This is a genomic window from Saccharothrix sp. NPDC042600 (genome assembly GCF_040647305.1).
GTDB lineage: Bacteria > Actinomycetota > Actinomycetes > Mycobacteriales > Pseudonocardiaceae > Actinosynnema > Actinosynnema mutabilis.
Genome location: NZ_JBEZBW010000014.1, coordinates 1 through 17,162, shown reverse-complemented (window position 1 = coordinate 17,162; position 17,162 = coordinate 1). Strand labels below are relative to the sequence as shown.

General features: G+C 71.6%; 17 protein-coding genes and 1 rRNA gene. 7 read left to right on the top strand and 11 right to left on the bottom strand.

Annotation, left to right across the window (positions count from 1 at the left end; all coding sequences use genetic code 11):
• Window positions 1–337: 337 nt before the first annotated feature.
• The gene (locus tag AB0A74_RS12540) at window positions 338–2,395 is read right to left on the bottom strand and encodes an ATP-dependent DNA helicase UvrD2 (RefSeq protein WP_358248913.1); all 2,058 of its coding nucleotides are present in this window, start codon (window positions 2,393–2,395) and stop codon (window positions 338–340) included.
• 71 nt (window positions 2,396–2,466) lie between these two features.
• Between AB0A74_RS12540 and AB0A74_RS12535 the strand changes: the two genes are divergently transcribed.
• A complete protein-coding gene (locus tag AB0A74_RS12535; RefSeq protein ID WP_358248912.1) occupies window positions 2,467–3,192 on the top strand; it encodes a DUF4191 domain-containing protein in 726 nt (241 codons plus the stop codon).
• Between the two features lie 923 nt (window positions 3,193–4,115).
• On the opposite strand, the gene AB0A74_RS12530 is transcribed toward AB0A74_RS12535, so the two are convergent.
• Window positions 4,116–4,589, bottom strand: a complete 474-nt coding sequence (locus AB0A74_RS12530; RefSeq protein WP_358248911.1) for an RDD family protein — start codon at window positions 4,587–4,589, stop codon at window positions 4,116–4,118.
• A 196-nt stretch (window positions 4,590–4,785) separates the two neighbouring features.
• On the opposite strand from AB0A74_RS12530, the gene glnA reads away from it, so the two are divergent.
• The gene (gene glnA, locus AB0A74_RS12525; RefSeq protein WP_358248910.1) at window positions 4,786–6,210 is read left to right on the top strand and encodes a type I glutamate--ammonia ligase; all 1,425 of its coding nucleotides are present in this window, start codon (window positions 4,786–4,788) and stop codon (window positions 6,208–6,210) included.
• A 233-nt stretch (window positions 6,211–6,443) separates the two neighbouring features.
• Here the strand turns inward: glnA and AB0A74_RS12520 are convergent, their stop codons facing one another.
• Window positions 6,444–7,073, bottom strand: a complete 630-nt coding sequence (locus AB0A74_RS12520; RefSeq protein WP_358248909.1) for a hypothetical protein — start codon at window positions 7,071–7,073, stop codon at window positions 6,444–6,446.
• 198 nt (window positions 7,074–7,271) lie between these two features.
• On the opposite strand from AB0A74_RS12520, the gene AB0A74_RS12515 reads away from it, so the two are divergent.
• On the top strand, window positions 7,272–7,484 hold the full coding sequence (locus tag AB0A74_RS12515) for a hypothetical protein (protein WP_121222700.1): 213 nt from the start codon (window positions 7,272–7,274) through the stop codon (window positions 7,482–7,484).
• Window positions 7,485–7,533: 49 nt separating this feature from the next.
• Here the strand turns inward: AB0A74_RS12515 and AB0A74_RS12510 are convergent, their stop codons facing one another.
• The 6 genes from AB0A74_RS12510 to AB0A74_RS12485 all read right to left on the bottom strand — a co-directional run bounded on the left by AB0A74_RS12510 (window position 7,534) and on the right by AB0A74_RS12485 (window position 14,080).
• Entirely contained in the window at window positions 7,534–8,463 is a 930-nt protein-coding gene (locus AB0A74_RS12510) for an NADP-dependent oxidoreductase (RefSeq protein ID WP_358248908.1), read from the bottom strand.
• Window positions 8,464–8,475: 12 nt separating this feature from the next.
• Window positions 8,476–11,418 (bottom strand): bifunctional [glutamine synthetase] adenylyltransferase/[glutamine synthetase]-adenylyl-L-tyrosine phosphorylase, encoded by a 2,943-nt coding sequence (locus tag AB0A74_RS12505; protein WP_358248907.1) that lies wholly within the window; start codon window positions 11,416–11,418, stop codon window positions 8,476–8,478.
• A 39-nt stretch (window positions 11,419–11,457) separates the two neighbouring features.
• Window positions 11,458–11,682 (bottom strand): hypothetical protein, encoded by a 225-nt coding sequence (locus AB0A74_RS12500; RefSeq protein ID WP_358248906.1) that lies wholly within the window; start codon window positions 11,680–11,682, stop codon window positions 11,458–11,460.
• Window positions 11,679–12,812, bottom strand: a complete 1,134-nt coding sequence (locus tag AB0A74_RS12495; RefSeq protein WP_358248905.1) for an inorganic phosphate transporter — start codon at window positions 12,810–12,812, stop codon at window positions 11,679–11,681. Before AB0A74_RS12495 ends, AB0A74_RS12500 begins: the two co-directional genes overlap by 4 nt.
• Window positions 12,813–12,895: 83 nt before the next feature.
• Window positions 12,896–13,624 (bottom strand): type 1 glutamine amidotransferase, encoded by a 729-nt coding sequence (locus AB0A74_RS12490; RefSeq protein WP_358248904.1) that lies wholly within the window; start codon window positions 13,622–13,624, stop codon window positions 12,896–12,898.
• A gap of 15 nt (window positions 13,625–13,639) precedes the next feature.
• Window positions 13,640–14,080, bottom strand: a complete 441-nt coding sequence (locus AB0A74_RS12485; protein WP_358248903.1) for a rhodanese-like domain-containing protein — start codon at window positions 14,078–14,080, stop codon at window positions 13,640–13,642.
• Between the two features lie 80 nt (window positions 14,081–14,160).
• Between AB0A74_RS12485 and AB0A74_RS12480 the strand changes: the two genes are divergently transcribed.
• Genes AB0A74_RS12480 through AB0A74_RS12465 form a run of 4 tightly spaced genes read left to right on the top strand, consistent with a single transcriptional unit; the run spans window position 14,161 to window position 15,986 of the window.
• Entirely contained in the window at window positions 14,161–14,625 is a 465-nt protein-coding gene (locus AB0A74_RS12480; protein WP_358248902.1) for an Lrp/AsnC family transcriptional regulator, read from the top strand.
• Window positions 14,626–14,650: 25 nt separating this feature from the next.
• Window positions 14,651–15,178, top strand: coding sequence for a hypothetical protein (locus AB0A74_RS12475; RefSeq protein WP_358248901.1), 528 nt, complete (start codon window positions 14,651–14,653; stop codon window positions 15,176–15,178).
• Window positions 15,178–15,774 carry a hypothetical protein gene (locus AB0A74_RS12470; RefSeq protein WP_358248900.1) on the top strand — a complete coding sequence of 199 codons (597 nt, stop codon included), beginning with the start codon at window positions 15,178–15,180 and terminating at the stop codon, window positions 15,772–15,774. Before AB0A74_RS12475 ends, AB0A74_RS12470 begins: the two co-directional genes overlap by 1 nt.
• The gene (locus tag AB0A74_RS12465; RefSeq protein WP_343938065.1) at window positions 15,771–15,986 is read left to right on the top strand and encodes a helix-turn-helix transcriptional regulator; all 216 of its coding nucleotides are present in this window, start codon (window positions 15,771–15,773) and stop codon (window positions 15,984–15,986) included. The genes AB0A74_RS12470 and AB0A74_RS12465 overlap by 4 nt, the downstream gene beginning before the upstream one ends.
• Here AB0A74_RS12465 and AB0A74_RS12460 read toward each other — a convergent pair.
• Window positions 15,958–16,827 carry a GNAT family N-acetyltransferase gene (locus tag AB0A74_RS12460; protein ID WP_358248899.1) on the bottom strand — a complete coding sequence of 290 codons (870 nt, stop codon included), beginning with the start codon at window positions 16,825–16,827 and terminating at the stop codon, window positions 15,958–15,960. The two genes, AB0A74_RS12465 and AB0A74_RS12460, sit on opposite strands and share 29 nt — an antisense overlap.
• Before the next feature lie 68 nt (window positions 16,828–16,895).
• Window positions 16,896–17,012, bottom strand: a 5S ribosomal RNA gene (gene rrf / locus AB0A74_RS12455).
• Window positions 17,013–17,162 lie beyond the last annotated feature (150 nt).

The following is a 17,162-nucleotide window of genomic DNA, read 5'->3' as shown; positions in this document are numbered from 1 at the left end:
ACGTTCTGAGTCGGGACAACGGTCGGCGTGTACTGCGCCGGCACCTGGATCACGTGAACTCGCTCGCCGCCCCGCTCGAAGGCGCGGCGATCGCGGGCAGACTTCTCCCCCGCGACGCGAGCGTTGCCGGACACAGCGCAGACACCGGTCATGAGGAGACCGGGCATCCCGACAGTCATCGGAGTGTTCACAACCGGTCACCTCCTCGGGTGGCTAGTCTCGAAGCAACGCTCTTCATCCCCAGCGGGCGCACTTCGCGCCCGGCTTCAGCAGGTTATGACCCTGCCCCGGACCGGTGCAACCGGTTTTTCCAAATACCTGTCGATCGTGTGAAGTTTCAGCGTTTGCCCTGCACAAGGGCGAGGACGTCGGCGCCGTAGCGATCGAGCTTGGCCGCGCCGATGCCGGCGATCGCGACGAGCCCGGCGATGTCCTCGGGGCGCTGCTCGGCGATCGCGACGAGCGTCGAGTCGGTGAAGACGACGTACGCCGGCACCTTCAACTCCTTCGCCCGGCCCGCACGCCACGCCCGCAAACGGCCCAGCAGCTCTTCGTCCAGATCGGACGGGCACGTGCCGCACCGGCTGAGCTTGACCGCCTGCGCGTCCACCAACTGCGACCCGCACACCCGGCACTGCGGCTTGGGCCGCTTCTGCAACGGCTCCCGCTTGGCCGCCGTGCGCGACGCGGGGTGGTCCTCGGGGATCAGCCCGTACAGGAACCGGCTGCGCCGCCGGAACCGCCGCCCACCGGCCGCGCGCGCCAACGCCCAGGACAGCCACAGGTGCTCACGCGCCCGGGTCACGCCGACGTAGAGCAGCCGGCGCTCCTCCTCGACCGCGGCCTCGTCGCCGTCGGCGTGCAGGATCGGCAAGGTTCCCTCGACCAGGCCGACGAGGAACACCGCGTCCCACTCCAAGCCCTTCGCCGCGTGCAGCGACGCCAGCGTCACGCCCTCGACGGTCGGCGGGTGCTGCGCCTCGGCGCGCACCTCCAGCTCGGTGACGAACTTCGGCAGGTCCGCCCCGTCCACGGTGGCCGCCAGCTCCTCGGCCAGCTCCACCAGGGCGAGCAGCGACTCCCACTTCTCCCGGGCCGCGCCACCGGCGGGCGGGTCGTCGGTCAGGCCGATCCCGGCCAGCACCTCGCGCACCACCTTGGGCAGCTCGCCCGGCGGGTCCTGCGCCGCCGCCTGCCGCAGCGCCACCATCGCCTGCCGCACCTCGGCGCGCTGGAAGAACCGCTCCCCGCCGCGCACCTGGTAGGGGATGCCCAGCTCGGCCAGCGCCTGCTCGAAGACCTCCGACTGCGCGTTGACCCGGTACAGGATGGCGATCTCGCTGGCCGACACGCCCTCGTCCAGCAGCGCCTTCACCCGGCGCGCGACGGCGGAGGCCTCGGCGGGCTCGTCGTCGAACTCGGTGAATCTCGGCGCGGGACCGTCCGGGCGTTGCCCGATCAGCCGCAGCCGCGCGCCCGCGGGACGTCCCCGCGCCCACTTGATGACCTCGTTGGCCAGGGCGACGACCTGCGGCGTGGACCGGTAGTCACGCTCCAGCCGGACCACGGTCGCCTCGGGGAAGCGGCGGTTGAAGTTCAGCAGCGGCATCGGCGACGCGCCGGCGAACGAGTAGATGGTCTGGTTGGCGTCGCCGACGACGGTCAGGTCGTCGCGCGCGCCCAGCCACGCGTCCAGCACGCGTTGCTGCAGCGGGGTCACGTCCTGGTACTCGTCGACCACGAAGCAGCGGTAGCGGTCGCGGAACTCCTCGGCGACCTCGCCGTGCTCCTCCAGGGCGGCGGCGGTGTGCAGGAGGAGGTCGTCGAAGTCGAGCAGCTGGGCGTCGTTCTTGAGCTGCTCATAGGTGCGGTAGACCTGCACGACCTGCTCGGCGGGGGCCGGGGTGTCGCGGTGCGCCTTGCCGGCGGCGACCGGGTAGTCGTCGGGCGTGACCAGCGAGGCCTTGGCCCACTCGATCTCACCCGCGAGGTCGCGCAGCGAGTCCGACTCGGTGGACAGCCCCGCCCGGTTGGCCGCCTGCGCGACCAGGCGCAGCTTGTTGCGGTCGATCAGCTCCCAGTGCGGCCCGCCGACCACGCGCGGCCAGAAGTAGCGCAACTGCCGAAGTGCCGCGGCGTGGAACGTGCGGGCCTGCGCGCCGTGCACGCCGAGCGCCCGCAGCCGCGTCCGCAGCTCGCCCGCGGCCCGCGCGGTGAACGTGACGGCGAGCACCTGCCCGGGGGCGACGTGACCGCGTTGCACCAGGTAGGCGATGCGGTGGGTGATCGTCCGGGTTTTACCGGTGCCAGCCCCCGCGAGCACGCACACGGGACCACGCGGCGCCTCGACCGCGGCCCGCTGTTCCGGATCGAGTCCCGCCAGCAGCCGCTCCATGCCCCGCATCCTCGCATTGGACACCCACCGCGCGGTGATGGGGCGAGGCGGCGCGCCGTATCCTGGTGGGTATGGCTGGTAAGGACAAGGCGGCGGCGAAGGCAGCGGCCAAGGAGCGCCGCGCGGCGGCGAAGGCCCGACGGGGCCAGATCTTCGAGGCGTTCAAGATGCAGCGCCGCGAGGACAAGGCGCTCGTGCCGTTGATGCTGCTGTGCCTGCTGGGCGCGACGGCGGCGGCGTTCCTCATCGGCCTGATCTGGGACATGCAGTGGGTGCTGCTGCCCCTGGGCATCGCGGTGGGCGCGTTGCTGGCCGTGATCGTCTTCGGCCGGCGGGTGCAGCGCACCGTGTACGCGAAGGCCGATGGCCAGCCCGGTGCCGCGGGCTGGGCCCTGGACAACCTCCGGGGACGCTGGCGCGTGACCCAGGGCGTGGCCGGCACGACCAGCGCCGACATGGTCCACCGCGTAATCGGCCGCCCCGGCGTGGTTTTGGTGGCCGAAGGTGCCCCGCACCGCGTAAAGGGCCTTCTAGCCCAGGAAAAGAAGCGCGTGGCCCGCGTTATCGGCGAAACCCCCATCTACGACGTGATCGTGGGCAGCGAAGAGGGCCAGGTCCCCCTCCGCAAACTGCAAAGCCACCTCATGAAGCTGCCCCGCAACATCTCGGCGGCCCAGGTGGAGACCCTGGAGAACCGCCTGCAGGCCCTGGCCAGCCGAGGCGCGGCCCTCCCGAAGGGCCCCCTCCCCCAGGGCGCGAAGATGCGCAACATCCAACGAGCCATGCGCCGCCGCTAACGCGCCATCCCCGAAACACCACACCTTCATAAGGTTGCACTTCGCAGCAAGATTCACTCAATGCTGCGAATGAACTGCGCCACGGGCACGATCCAGCCCCAAAATTCGTTGCCGTAAAGAATATGGAGGCGGCACGGCAGCAAGGCACGACCCCTCAGCCCACACAGCAGCAACCAAGCCCCCGAGACCGCCCCAACCGCCGCCCCGCAGTGATGGACTACTCGCCGCTCAGCAGCTATGTGGCCCGCACGCACCCGACCTGCGGACCAGCGATGCCCGCACGCGAGCGGGCGAGCGCGAGGACATGGGCGTACGGAACCAGCCGGCCACCGCGCGACAGCACGGCGGTCCCGAACGAGTCAGCCAGCGCAAGCCCACCGGCCCCAGCCCGGCCCAACCCGGCCGACCCAACCCGGCCGACCCAATCCGGCCCCAGCCTGACTCGACCCTGCCCGACCCGACCCGACCCGGCCGAGCGCCAGCACGCCAGGTCGCCGGATCAGGGCAGGCAGCCCGAGCACGCCGGTCCCGCTTCGAGCCGGTTCAGGCTGAGCGAGGGTCCGGTCAGCGCGAGCGCGGCTGGTCCGACCTCGGCGGAGCATCGCGGCACGCCGGCCAAGCGGGCCTGCCCCCTCCAGCCAGCCGGGTCGGCGCGTGTCCGCTGGCACGGCGCGTGTCCGCTGGCACGGCGCGTGTCCGCTGGCACGGCGCGTGTCCGCTGGCACGGCGCGTGTCCGCTGGCACGGTGCGTGTCCGCTGGCACGGTGCGTGTTCGGCCGGGGCGGTGCGTGTTCGGCCCGGCGCGGTGCGCGTCGGCCCGGGGCGGGGCGCGTCGGGCCGGCGCGCGGCGTGTGGACGGCCGAGGGGCGTGTGGCTGGCTGGAGGGCGGCGCGGGTGGCTGGTCGGGGTGGCGCGGGTGGGGGTTAGCGGGCGCGGAGGACGATGGTGGCGGAGGCTTTGTCGTGTAGGCAGCGGCCGTCGGCGTCCCAGATCACGGCTGGGATGATGGGGAAGATGAGCAGTGAGCGGAGGGCTGCTCGGGGTAGGCCCACGGTGGCGGAGCCGTCGGTCCTGGCCACGCGCAGGCCGAAGACCGCGTGGCCCGGGGTGAAGCCGAAGAAGCCCACCCCGATCACCGTGATGGCGAACCAGGCGAGCAGGCTCCAGTTCCTGGGCAGCTCCGGGTAGGTGAAGACGCTGGCCACGCCCATCGCCAGGGCGAAGTCGAGCAGGATCGCGAACGCGCGGCGGCCCGTGCCGGCCACCGCTCCCGGGCCCGACCGCGGGAGGCCCAGGCGTTCGCCGCGCCAGCGTTGGGCGGTGCCGTCGCCGGAGTCGGCGCCCGGCTCAAGTGCCGAGCGGGGTCCTGACAGCCACGAACCGGTCCACTTGCTCACCCCACCAGAGTAAGGCCGTGCTCAGCGGGTGAGGATGGGCAGGTCGGGTTGCCCGTCCCGGGCGGCCCGTTAACACTGGCGAAACATCAGGGTGATTGCTGGGCAACACCGCGGTCTTAGCGTCGGCCCCGATGGCAGGCCGCCAGACACCGCGGCGAACAACCACGCCCCCACCGCAGTAGAGGAGTCGACGAGGGTGTTCAAGAATCCCGACGAGGTCCTGAAGTTCATCTCCGACGAGGGCGTGAAGTTCATCGACGTCCGCTTCAGCGACCTGCCCGGCGTGATGCAGCACTTCACGCTCCCGGCATCCGCGTTCGACGCCGACGCCATCGAGGAGGGCCTCGCGTTCGACGGCTCGTCGGTGCGCGGCTTCCAGTCGATCCACGAGTCGGACATGCTCCTGCTGCCCGACCTCTACACGGCGCGCATCGACCCGTTCCGGATCGAGAAGACGCTGATCGTCAACTTCTTCGTGCACGACCCGTTCACCCGCGAGGCGTACAGCCGCGACCCGCGCAACATCGCGCGCAAGGCGGAGCAGTACATCACCGAGTCGGGCATCGCGGACACCGCGTACTTCGGCGCCGAGGCGGAGTTCTACATCTTCGACTCGATCCGCTTCGACACGACCGCGAACGCGTCCTTCCACGAGATCGACTCGATCTCCGGCTGGTGGAACACCGGCCGTGAGGAAGAGGGCGGCAACCGCGGCTACAAGGTCAAGTACAAGGGCGGCTACTTCCCGGTCACGCCGACCGACCACTACGCCGACCTGCGCGACAAGATGGTGCTGAACCTGGAGAGCAACGGCTTCTCCGTCGAGCGCGCGCACCACGAGGTGGGCACCGCCGGCCAGGCCGAGATCAACTACCGGTTCAACACGCTGCTGCACGCGGCCGACGACCTGATGCTGTTCAAGTACATCATCAAGAACACGGCGTGGCAGGCGGGCAAGACCGTCACCTTCATGCCGAAGCCGCTGTTCGGCGACAACGGCTCGGGCATGCACACCCACCAGTCGCTGTGGAAGGACGGCGCGCCGCTGTTCCACGACGAGTCCGGCTACGCGGGCCTGTCCGACACCGCGCGCCACTACATCGGCGGCATCCTGCACCACGCGCCGTCGCTGCTGGCGTTCACCAACCCGACGGTGAACTCCTACCACCGCCTGGTGCCGGGCTACGAGGCCCCGGTGTCGCTGGTCTACTCCCAGCGCAACCGCTCGGCGTGCGTCCGCATCCCGATCACGGGCAACAACCCGAAGGCCAAGCGCATCGAGTTCCGCTGCCCCGACTCGTCGGGCAACCCGTACCTGGCCTTCTCGGCCATGGTGATGGCGGGCCTGGACGGCGTGAAGAACAAGATCGAGCCGCCGGCCCCGATCGACAAGGACCTCTACGAGCTGCCGCCGGAGGAGGCCCGCGACGTCAAGCAGGTCCCGGCCTCGCTGGACGCCGTGCTGGACAGCCTGGAGAGCGACCACGAGTTCCTGCTGGAGGGCGGCGTGTTCACGCCGGACGTGATCGACACCTGGATCGCGTTCAAGCGCGAGCAGGAGATCGACCCGCTGCGCCTGCGCCCGAACCCGTACGAGTTCGCGCTGTACTACGACGTGTGATCGGTGCGGGGCTTCGACCGGCCACCGGTTGAAGCCCCACACGGGCCGTCTCCAGGCCTTCTGACCCGGAGAGGCCGTCCTGACCGAAGGCCGAGGGCCGGGTGACTGCTCCAGTCACCCGGCCCTCTGTCGTTCGGCACGGTTCGCGTCGCGTCGAGTGGGGCTCTGGATGACGGAAGGCCCTGTGTTCGCTGAGGAGCACCGGGCCTTCCGGGGTCGAGAGCAGGCAACGGCTACCGCGGAACGGGCACGCCCGTCACCGAGACCTCGCCGCCCGTGGGGGCGAGTTGGCCGATGATGCCCGAGAACGTGAGGGTCAGCGAGGAAGCCTGCGAAGGCACCCGCTGGTCCAGTTCCACGTACCCGCTGATGCTGGAGTTCTTCGCGATCGACGCCGGCCACTTGCTGGTGGACAGGGACGCGCCGTAGTCGCGGTTCGTGTCGTCGACGGCCGAGACGGAGGCCACGGGCAGGTCCATCTTCGCCGTGCTGGCGTTTATGGCCGTCACGTGCAGGCGCAGCCGGCCGCCGGCGTTCTCCACCCTGGTCACCTCCACCGTCAGCAGGCCGCGGGCGACCTTCCACGAGCCGGTGGCGACCTTGGTCTCCGCCGTCGTGGTGGGGGTCTGGTCCGTGGTGGTGGTCGTGCCGCCGAGGGCGCCGTCCAGTTCGGTCGCGGATGTCCTCTGGGTGGTCGTCGGGGTGCTCGACTGGAAGGTGACGCTGAGCGCGCCGATGCCCACGGTGCCCGCCGTGGCCGCCTGGACGACGCCCAGCAGCACGAGCACGCCGAGGACTACCAGGCCGACCTTCAGCGCGGCGTTGTTCTTCTTGCGGTGGTGCTGGTGGATCTCGTCGTCCATGACGTCCTTCGTCCGGGCGCACGCGTGCGAACGTTCATCTCCCCCAGGAGCCCCGTCAGTTTCCGCAGAACAACCACCAATAGTCAATGCGTGCAGCTGGATGGCATACCCCTGTCCACGCTGCGTGCGCGCCCGCGAACACCCTGTGCACCAGGGGTAGGTCGTCGCACGATCGTGGTGGGCGGTTAGGGTCGCGCCGTGTCTGATGACGTCGCAACCGCACAGGTGCTGTCCACCAACATCTTCGACTCCGCCGCCGAGGCGATCGAGGCGATCGGCGCCGCCGACGTGCTCGGCCTGGGCGTCAAGGTCTCCAACCGGCTCGTGCCGGACGAGGACGGAGACGACTCGTTCGTGGAGGAGTGGGTGGTCGAGCTGCTCACCTCCGTCCCCACGGTCGACGAGGACTGAGAGACGGGACCGGGGCCTCCCGCCGAACCCGGGAGGCCCCGACAACCCCTCAGACCGTCAGCACGATCTTGCCGCGCACGTGCCTGCCTTCGAGCAGCCTGTGCGCCTCCGCGGCCTGCGCCAGCGGGAACGTCTGCTGCACCGTCACCTTCAGCTCGCCGCTCTCGGCGTGCCGGGCCAGCCACTCCAGGTCCGCCTGGACGGGCTTGGCGTAGGCGTAGGCGCCGCCGATCTCCAGCACGTTGGTGTCCACGATGGACACGATCCGGGCCGCGTCGCGGACCAGCGCGGGCGAGTCGTTGAGCGCCGCGCCGCCCACGCAGTCGAACGCGACGTCCACCTTGCCGTCCCCGCCGACGAGTTCGGCCACGTTGTCGACCAGGGCGTCCCCGTAGGACACCGGTTCGGCGCCCAGTGAGCGCAGGTAGTCGTGGTTGCGCGGGGACGCGGTGCCGATGACCCGGGACGCGCCCAGCACGCGCGCGACCTGCACGGCCAGGTGCCCCACCCCGCCGGCGGCGGCGTGCACGAGCACCGTGTCGCCCTGCGCCACCCCGACCTTGCGCAGCGCCTGCAACGCCGTGAGCCCGGTCAGCGCCAGCCCGCCGGCCTCCTCGAACGACAGCGCGGCGGGCTTGTGCCACAGGCCGCGTTCGGTGGCGGCGATGAGTTCCGCGTACGTGCCGTGCTGCACGTGGTCCTTGCGCTGGTAGCCGAACACCTCGTCCCCCGGTTTGAACCCCTCGACGGCGGGTCCGACGGCGCGCACCACGCCGGCCACGTCCCAGCCGGGGATGAGCGGGAAGTGGTGGGGCAGGGTGTCCTTGGCGTAGCCGAGGCGGATGAGCCGGTCGACGGGGTTCACGCCCGCCGCGCGCACCTCCACCAGCACCTGGTCGAAGCTGATCGCGGGGTCGGGCAGTTCCTGGAGCGAGAGGACGTCCACGTCTCCGAACGAGTTCTGCGCAATCGCCTTCACGCTCTCCAGTGTTCACGAACCGTAGAAGACGCGCTCGACCACCGCCCGTGCACGGCGGGTGGTCCGGCGGTAGACGTCGAGGAACTCGCCCGGGTCGCCCGGGTGCCCCATCACGCCCGCCACCGCGGCCAGGTCGCGCCCGGCGGTCGGGAGCTGGTCCCCGGCCTTCCCGCGGACCAGCACGATCGCGTTGCGCGCCCGGGTCGCCATCACCCACGCCTCGCGCAGCGCGGACGCGTCGTCGGCGGTCACCAGCCCGGCCTCCTCCGCGGCGCGCAGCCCGCGCACCGTGGACGGGGTGCGCAGCGACGGCACGGCGAAGGCGTGCTGCAACTGCAACAGCTGCACGGTCCACTCGACGTCGGCGAGCCCGCCGCGGCCCAGCTTGGTGTGCAGGGACGGGTCCGCGCCGCGCGGCAGCCGTTCGGCCTCGACACGCGCCTTGATGCGCCGGATCTCCCGCACGGACGCCGCGTCCAGGCCCTGCGCCCGGTACCGGACGGGTTCGACCATCTCCAGGAACCGCGCGCCCAGCTCCGCGTCGCCGGCGATGAACCGGGCGCGCAGCAGCGCCTGGGCCTCCCACAGCTCGGACCACTGCGCGTAGTACGCCCGGTAGGACTCGAACGTCCGCACCAACGGCCCCTGCCGCCCCTCCGGCCGCAGGTCGGCGTCCACCTGCAACGGCGGGTCCTGCGAGGGCGCGGACAGCAGCCGCCGCACCTTCTCCACCACGGAACTGGCCCACCGCGCCGCGTCGGAGTCCGACACGCCGTCCAGCGGCTCGCACACGAACATCACGTCCGCGTCCGACCCGTACCCCAGCTCACGCCCGCCCAGCCGGCCCATGCCGATCACGGCCAGGGACGCCACCGGCTCCCCCGACGACCGCAGCACGGCGTCCAGGGCGGCCTGCAACACCGCCACCCACACCTCGGACAGCGACACGCACACCGTCCGCAGCGGCACCAGCCCGAGCAGGTCCGCCGACGCCACGCGCAGCAGCTCGTGCCGGCGCAGGGACCGGGCGGCGGCGACCGCGCGGTCCAGGTCGTTGTACCGGGACACGGTGCTGCGCAGCGGGTTGCCGATGGTCATCGGGTCCCGCCCGGCCAGCGCGGCGGTGTCAGCGTAGAGTCGCAGCACCTCCGGCGCCCGCACCAGCAGGTCCGGCACCAGCTTGGACGTGCCGAGCAGGGCCGCGAGCCGGTCCACGACCGTGCCCTCGTCCCGCAGCAGCCGCAGGTACCAGGGCGTTTCGGCCAACGCCTCGGACACCCGCCGGTAGGACAGCAGCCCGCCGTCCGGGTCGGGCGTGGTCGCGAGCAGGTCCAGCAGCACCGGCAGCAGCGCCGTCTGGATGCGCGCCCGCCGCGACACCCCGCGGGTCAACGCCTCGATGTGCTTCAACGCCCCGTCCGGCGCGGCGTAGCCGAGGGCGGCCAGCCGGGCGGCGGCCTCGCCGGTGGTCAGCCGCAACGCCTCGGTCGGCACGTTCGCCACGGCTTGCAGCAGCGGCCGGTAGAACAGCTTCTCGTGCAGCCGCCGCACCTGGTTCGCGCGCTTGCGGAACTCGGCCAGCAGCACCTGCCCCTCGGACAGCCCGCCCTCGCCCTGCAACCCCGCCGCGCGCGCCAGCCAGCGCAGCGCCGTCGTGTCGTCGTCGGCCGGGAACAGGTGGGTGCGCAGCAGCCGCTGGAGCTGCAACCGGTGCTCAAGGGTGCGCAGGAACCGGTAGGCGCGGCCGAAGTCGGCGGCGTCCGTGCGCCCCACGTACCCGCCGCGGCCCAACGCCGCCAGCGCCGCCGTGGTCGTCGGGATGCGCAGCGCCTCGTCCCCGCGCCCGTGCACGAGCTGCAGCAGCTGCACGGCGAACTCGACGTCCCGCAGGCCGCCCCGGCCCAGCTTGAGCTCCCGGTCGGCCAGGCCCAGCGGCACGTGGTCCTCCACGCGGCGGCGCATGGCCTGCACGTCGGGCACGAAGTCCGCGCGCTCGGCCGCCGTCCACACCAGGGGCCGCACGACCTCCAGGTACCGCTGCCCCAGCTCCTCGTCGCCGGCGACCGGCCGGGCCTTGAGCAGCGCCTGGAACTCCCAGGTCCGCGCCCACCGCCGGTAGTAGGACGCGTGCCCGTCCAGGGTGCGCACCAGCGCGCCGGCCTTGCCCTCGGGGCGCAGCGCCGCGTCCACCTCGAAGCACGACTGGCCCGCGACCTGCATCATCGTGCTGGCCAGCCGGGTCGCCACGCCGATGTCGCCCTCGCCGACGAACACCACGTCCACGTCGCTGACGTAGTTCAGCTCCCGCGCGCCGCACTTGCCCATCGCGATCACGGCCAGGCGGCACTCGTCCGAGCGCGGCACCTGCCGGCGCGCCACGTCCAGGGCGGCTTTGAGAGCCGCCACGGCCAGGTCGGACAGCAGCCCGGCCACGTCGTCGTAGCTGACGTACGGCAGCTCGGGCTCGACCACGTGCGCCAGGTCCTCGGCCGCGACCCGGCACAGCAGCGCCCGGTACTCCAGCCGCAGCGCCCGCACCGCGTCCGCGCCGGTCAGCCCCTCGACGGCGGCGACCAGCGCCGGCGCGAACGACTCCGCGTCCACCGGTTCGGCCCCGGCCAGGGACCGCCACCGCGTCGGGTTGGCGACCAGGAAGTCCGACAGCGCGGTGGACGACCCGAGCACCGCCAGCAGCCGACCGCGCAGCACGTCGCCGGCGCGCAACGCGTCGTCCAGTTCGGCCCACGCGTCGCCCAGCGCCACGCGCAGCCGGTCCACGCCGAGCAGCGCCAGGTCCGGGTCGGGGCTGCGGGACAGCGCCCACAGGATCGGCTCGGCCCCTTCGGACGGTCGGCGGTCGGCCCACCACCCGGCCGCCCGCAGGTGGTCGCCGCCGCGTGCCTCGGTCAGGCCGAACCGAGCGGGGGACGTCGGGGTGCGCGCTGGATCGGTCATCGACGAACACCGTAGTCCCGGAACCCGGGCGGTGAAGCGTCAGCGTGCCACGATCAAGTAGATACCGAACAACACGACGGTCACGCACGCCACGAGGCACGCGCCGGCGACCCCGGTGGCCACCACCGCCGACCCGCCGCGCTCCCGCGCGTCCTCCCGCACCGACAGCGCCCGCAGCGCCACCGCGAACAGCACCACCAGCCCCAGCACCACGCCGAGGCTCACGCCGAAGACGGTGCCCAGCGCCGCCCAGTCGACCTTCATGCCGCCACCTTGTGCGTCTCGGCCTGCGCCGCGATCTCGTCCACGATGTGCTCGGGCCGCACCGGCTCCCGGCGCGACAACAGCCAGATGCCCAGCGACACGGCCACGCCCGCCACGGCCACGACGACGACGCCGACCGTGCCGGTGGACGCGACCTTCCCGGCCAGCGCACCGACGATGCCCGCGGCGGGCAGCGTGAGCATCCAGGCCAGCGCCATCCGCCCGGCCACGCCCCACCGCACGCCGTCGATGCGGCGGCCCAGGCCGGAGCCCATGATGCCGCCGGACGCCACGTGCGTGGTGGACAGCGCGAAACCCAGGTGCGAGGACGCCATGATCACCGTCGCCGCGCTGGTCTGCGCCGCGAAGCCCTGCGGGGCCTCGATCGTGGTCAAGCCCTTGCCCATGGTGTGCGTGATGCGCCACCCGCCCAGGTAGGTGCCCAGGGCGATGGCGATGGCCGCGCTGAGGATCACCCACAGCGGCGGCTCGGCGCCGGGCGCGAGGGTGCCCGCGGTGATCAGGGTCAGCGTGATGATGCCCATCGTCTTCTGGGCGTCGTTCGTGCCGTGCGCCAGCGACATCAGCGCCGCCGACGCGACCTGCCCGGCCCGGAAGCCCTTGGCCGCCACCGACGCCTTGGCCCGCTTGGTCAGCCGGTAGGTCAGGTAGGTGGCCAGCAGCGCCACGATGCCCGCGACCAGCGGCGCGGCGATCGACGGCACCACGACCTTGTCGACCACCTTCGCGAAGTGCACGGCGTCGGCGCCCGACGCGATCCACGTCGCGCCGATCAACCCGCCGAACAGGGCGTGCGACGAACTCGACGGCAGACCCACGTACCAGGTCACCAGGTTCCACATGATCGCCCCGACCAGGCCGCCGAACACCACGGCCGGGGTGATCCGGGCGTCGTCGACGATGCCGCCCGAGATGGTCTTGGCGACCTCGACCGACAGCAGCGCGCCGACCAGGTTCAGCACGGCGGAGAACGCCACGGCCGTCCTGGGCTTGAGCGCGCCGGTCGCGATGGACGTGGCCATCGAGTTGGCGGTGTCGTGGAAGCCGTTGGTGAAGTCGAATGCCAACGCTGTTATGACGACGATGATGACGAGGAGCGAGGCATCCACGCTGATTCCTCCGGCTGAACCGACACAGTCGTGGATGAACGCTACCTTGACGGCCGATGAACACTCACATCGGCGGAGGTTCGTCACACCAGCGGCAGGTTCCGTTGCCGCGCGAGTTCCCCGGCCGCGAGGCGGACAAACCTCTCGGCGAACGGCTGCCACACCTCGGCGATGTCCTCGTGGCCCTGGTCGAGCCGCTCCGGGTCGAGGCGGGCGGACGCGGCGGTGTCGGGCGCGCCGGCGGCCCACCGCAGCACGACCTCGGGCGTGGTCTCGATGTGGAACTGGATGCCGTAGGCGTTCTCCCCGACCCGGAACGCCTGGTTCGCGCACTTCGGCGAGGACGCGAGCAGCTCCGCGGTCGGCGGCAGCAACCCGATCTCGTCCTGGTGGAACTGGAGCACGTCCGGCGTCCACGGCAGGTCCGCGAACAGCGGGTCCGCGCCCGCCACGTCCCGCTTGGCCACCAGCAGCACACCGACCTCGAACCCCTGCGGGTTGCGCCGCACCTGGCCGCCGTTGGCCACCGCGAGCAGTTGCGCGCCCAGGCAGATCGCCAGCGTCGGCACCCGCTTGGCGACGGCGTGCGAGAGCAGCTTGCGGACGTCCGCGAGCCACGGGTGCTCGGCGTCGTCCAGCGCGCCCATCGCGCCGCCCAGGCACACCACGCCGGCGTACCCGTCGAGCGTCTCCGGCACGGGCCGCTCGTACGGCTTCACGACGTCGAGCACCGCCCCGGCGGCGGTCAGCCAGTCGCCGAGGCGGGCGATCGGGTCGCTGTCATCGGGTTGCAGCACGAGCAGGCGCGTCACCCGACCGAGAGTAGATCAGCAGTCGCACGTGATGCCGTGGAGGTTGCCGGGGCGCTCGACCTCGCTGCCCTCGGCCGGGTAGCCCGCGTCCAGCCACGCCCGGATGCCGCCGGCCAGCCGCTTCACCCGGAACCCGAGCGTGGACAGCTTGAGCGCGCCCTTGGTGGCGGCGTTGCACTCGAAGCTCTCGCAGTAGACGACGTAGACCAGGTCGCGGTCCCAGTCCTTCGTCGTCTCCGCGTCCACCTCCCAGTGCGGCAGGTTGATCGCGCCGGGGATGCGGGCCTTGGCGAACGCCTCCCGGCTGCGCGCCTCCACGAGCTGGAAGCCGGCGGTCGTGCCTTCCTTCATGTCGCGGACGACGTCGTCCGGGTCGGCCTCGAAGGACAGTTCGGCGGCGAAGAACGCGGCGGCGGTGGCGGGGTCGGCGGGGCTGAAGCGCAGCGTGTTCGTCATGGTGGAAATCCTGCTTGGCGGCCGTGGCCGAGCACAGGCGGAAGTCCAGGTGTTCGCGGCCTTGTGCCTACGATTCCACGGTGGAACTGGACGACCTGGACTGGAAGTTGCTGGACCTGCTCCAGCGGGACGGGCGGATGACGTTCACCGAGCTGGCCAAGCGCGTGTCCCTGTCCGCGCCCGCGACGACCGAGCGCGTGCGGCGGCTGGAGCAGGCCGGGGTGATCACCGGGTACCGGGCGGTGGTGTCGCCGCAGCGGCTGGGGCTGCCGATCGAGGCCATCGTGCGGGTGCGGGTGCGCAGCCTGGACACGCCCCGGTTCCGGGAGCGGATCGTGACCATGGCGCAGGTCCTCGACGCCGACCACGTGACCGGGGACGACTGCTGGCTGCTGCGGGTGGTGTGCCGGTCGATGGTGGAGCTGGAGGAGCTGGTCGAGCAGGCCCAGCGGTACGGCGACACGACGACGTCCCTGGTGTTCTCGTCGGCGGCGCGTGGCCGTCCGGTGACGCGCGAGCTCTTCGGGGGTATCGTTTCTCGATAACATCGAAAAACGATATGGGGGGATCGTGTCGTCATCTCGGGGGAACCACTTACAACCGCTGCTCGGAGTCGTCACGGCCATCACCGGGCTCAGCGCGTTCTTGCTGGTCGGCGGGCTCTTCGGCACCGTGCTCGACGCCCTGCGCAAACCGGTGTGCGTACGTGACACGTGGCGCGAGACGTGCATCGAGACGCCGACCGGCGGGGAGCGCGCGCTGAGCCTGCTCCTCCACACGCCCACTTCGGTGGTGTACGTGGGCGCGCTGCTGCTGTTGCTCGTCCTGCTGGTCCGGGCGCAACGCCTGGGCGCGCACAACACCCACACCGCCGACGACGTCCGCGGGTACGGGCTGTTCCTGCTGGTCGCGCTGCCGGTCTCGACGTTCGTGGAGGCGCTGACCCGGTGGCTGCTCGCGCCCTACGACACGTGGTCGTTCGTCGGCGACTGGGACTTCCCTTGGTGGGCCGTGCTGACCGGGCTGGGGCTGGTGAGCCTGGCCAGGGTGCTCGACGCGGGCGCGGAGATGCGGGCCGAGTTGGAGGGCACGGTCTGATGGACCCGCTCCGGTCGTTCACCCGGGTCGTCCGGTTCCTGTGGGCCGCCACCGCGGTCGGGTTCGCGTTCGGCGCGCTGATGAAGCTCTACCAAGCGCTCGCGTTCGAGCTGTGCTTCACCACCGGCCGGGTCCTGCCGTCGGGACCGGCGAGCCTGGAGGCCTACCGGGGCGTGACCCGGGTGCACCCGACCGGCGTGCGGGTCTGCCTGGCCGAGCCGACCTGGTGGGACCAGGTGCTCGGGTTCCTGGAGCACGCCCCCTCCGCGTTCGCCACCGCCGGCGCGTTCCTGCTGCTCGTCCTCCTGCTCGAACACGCCACCCGGCACGGCATCCACACCGACGCCACCGCCGACCGCGTGCGGCGGTTCGGCCGGTACCTGCTGGTCGCCCTGCCCGCCACCACGCTGGTCGAGGCCCTCGCCCGGACCTGGTTGCAGCGGCGGACCACCGTCGTGCCGTCGCACGTCATGGACTTCATGACCGAGTGGGACGCCCCGTGGTGGGCGATCGTCACCGGACTCGGCATGCTGTCCCTGGCGAAGATCGTGCGGACCAGCGCTGCGATGCGCGAGGAGCTTGAGGGAACGGTGTGAGCGTCCAGGTGCACCTCGACCGGCTGCTGGCCGAGCGCGGGATGACGTTGACCGAGCTGTCCGAACGGGTCGGCGTGACGGTCGTCAACCTGTCGATCCTCAAGAACGGGCGGGCGCGCGCCATCCGGTTCAGCACGCTCACCGCGTTGTGCGAGGTGTTGCAGTGCCAGCCGGGCGACCTGCTCAGCCACGTCCCGGAGCGGGCTCGGTGAAGGCGAACTCCGCCGCGTCGGTCACCGGCCGGTACCCGATGCGCTGGTAGATCGAGTTCGAGATCGGGTTGGCCAGGTCGGTGAACAGCACCACGTGCTCAGCGCCCGCCTCCATCGCCCACTGGGACACCGCGGCCGTGACCGCCGAGCCGTACCCGCGCCCGCGGTGCTCCGGCGGCGTGTAGACCGGGGCGACCCTCGACATGCCCGACAACGGGGTGCTCGCGGCGGCCAACGAGACCGGCTTGTCGCCGTCGAGCCACAGCACCTGACCCGTGCCGACCGCCAGGGCGCGCTCCACGAACCACCGCGACCGGTCCAGGTCCGGCTCGTGCGGGACCGACTCGTCCACGAACGCGTAGTGCCAGCGGACGAGGAGGTCCATGTCGGCCTCCGTCGCGAGCCGGGCCGTGCCGGGGACGTCCCGCGGCGGGTCCAGCTCGCCCAGCCGGAACAGCCGGAGCGACTGCCGCTCCTCGGCGTTCCAGCGGGTGCGCTCGGTCCAGGCGAGGACGAACGCCTCGACGGAGTCCCGCCGACCACCGACCCCGGGCAGCTCGACGTCCTGGTGCGCCAACGCCTCGGCCACGGCCGGCGCCCACCGCACCGGCAGCCCCGTGACCTCCAGGGGGAACGGCGGTGTGCGCAGGGCCGCGCCCACCACCCGGCCGCCGTCGGTGACGGTGACCAGCAGCGGCGGTTCGTCGTCCGGGATCGGGTTGCGGAGCCGGAGTTCCGCCGCCGTGATGGGCACGGTGTGCAGGACCGGGTCCGCGATGTAGAAGTCCCTGGTCAGGGCCCAGAACTCCGCCAGGTCGTGGTGCCGGTGGACGTCCGCCATGGCGGGACCGTAACGCAAAAAAGCCCTCAGGGGCACCCGAGTCGTCGGGTGCCCCTGAGGGAAAGAATGTTCGGCGGCGTCCTACTCTCCCACACCCTCACGAGTGCAGTACCATCGGCGCTGGAAGGCTTAACTACCGGGTTCGGAATGGGACCGGGTGTTCCCCAACCGCTATGACCACCGAAACACTATGAAATTACCGCTCAACAGGCCCACAACCGTCGTCACGACCGGTCAGGGTCTGGTTCGGTTCTTTCAGAACCGCACAGTGGATGCGTAGCGTCTTCGTAGCAAGTCCTCGGCCTATTAGTACCGGTCAACTCCAGCCGTTACCG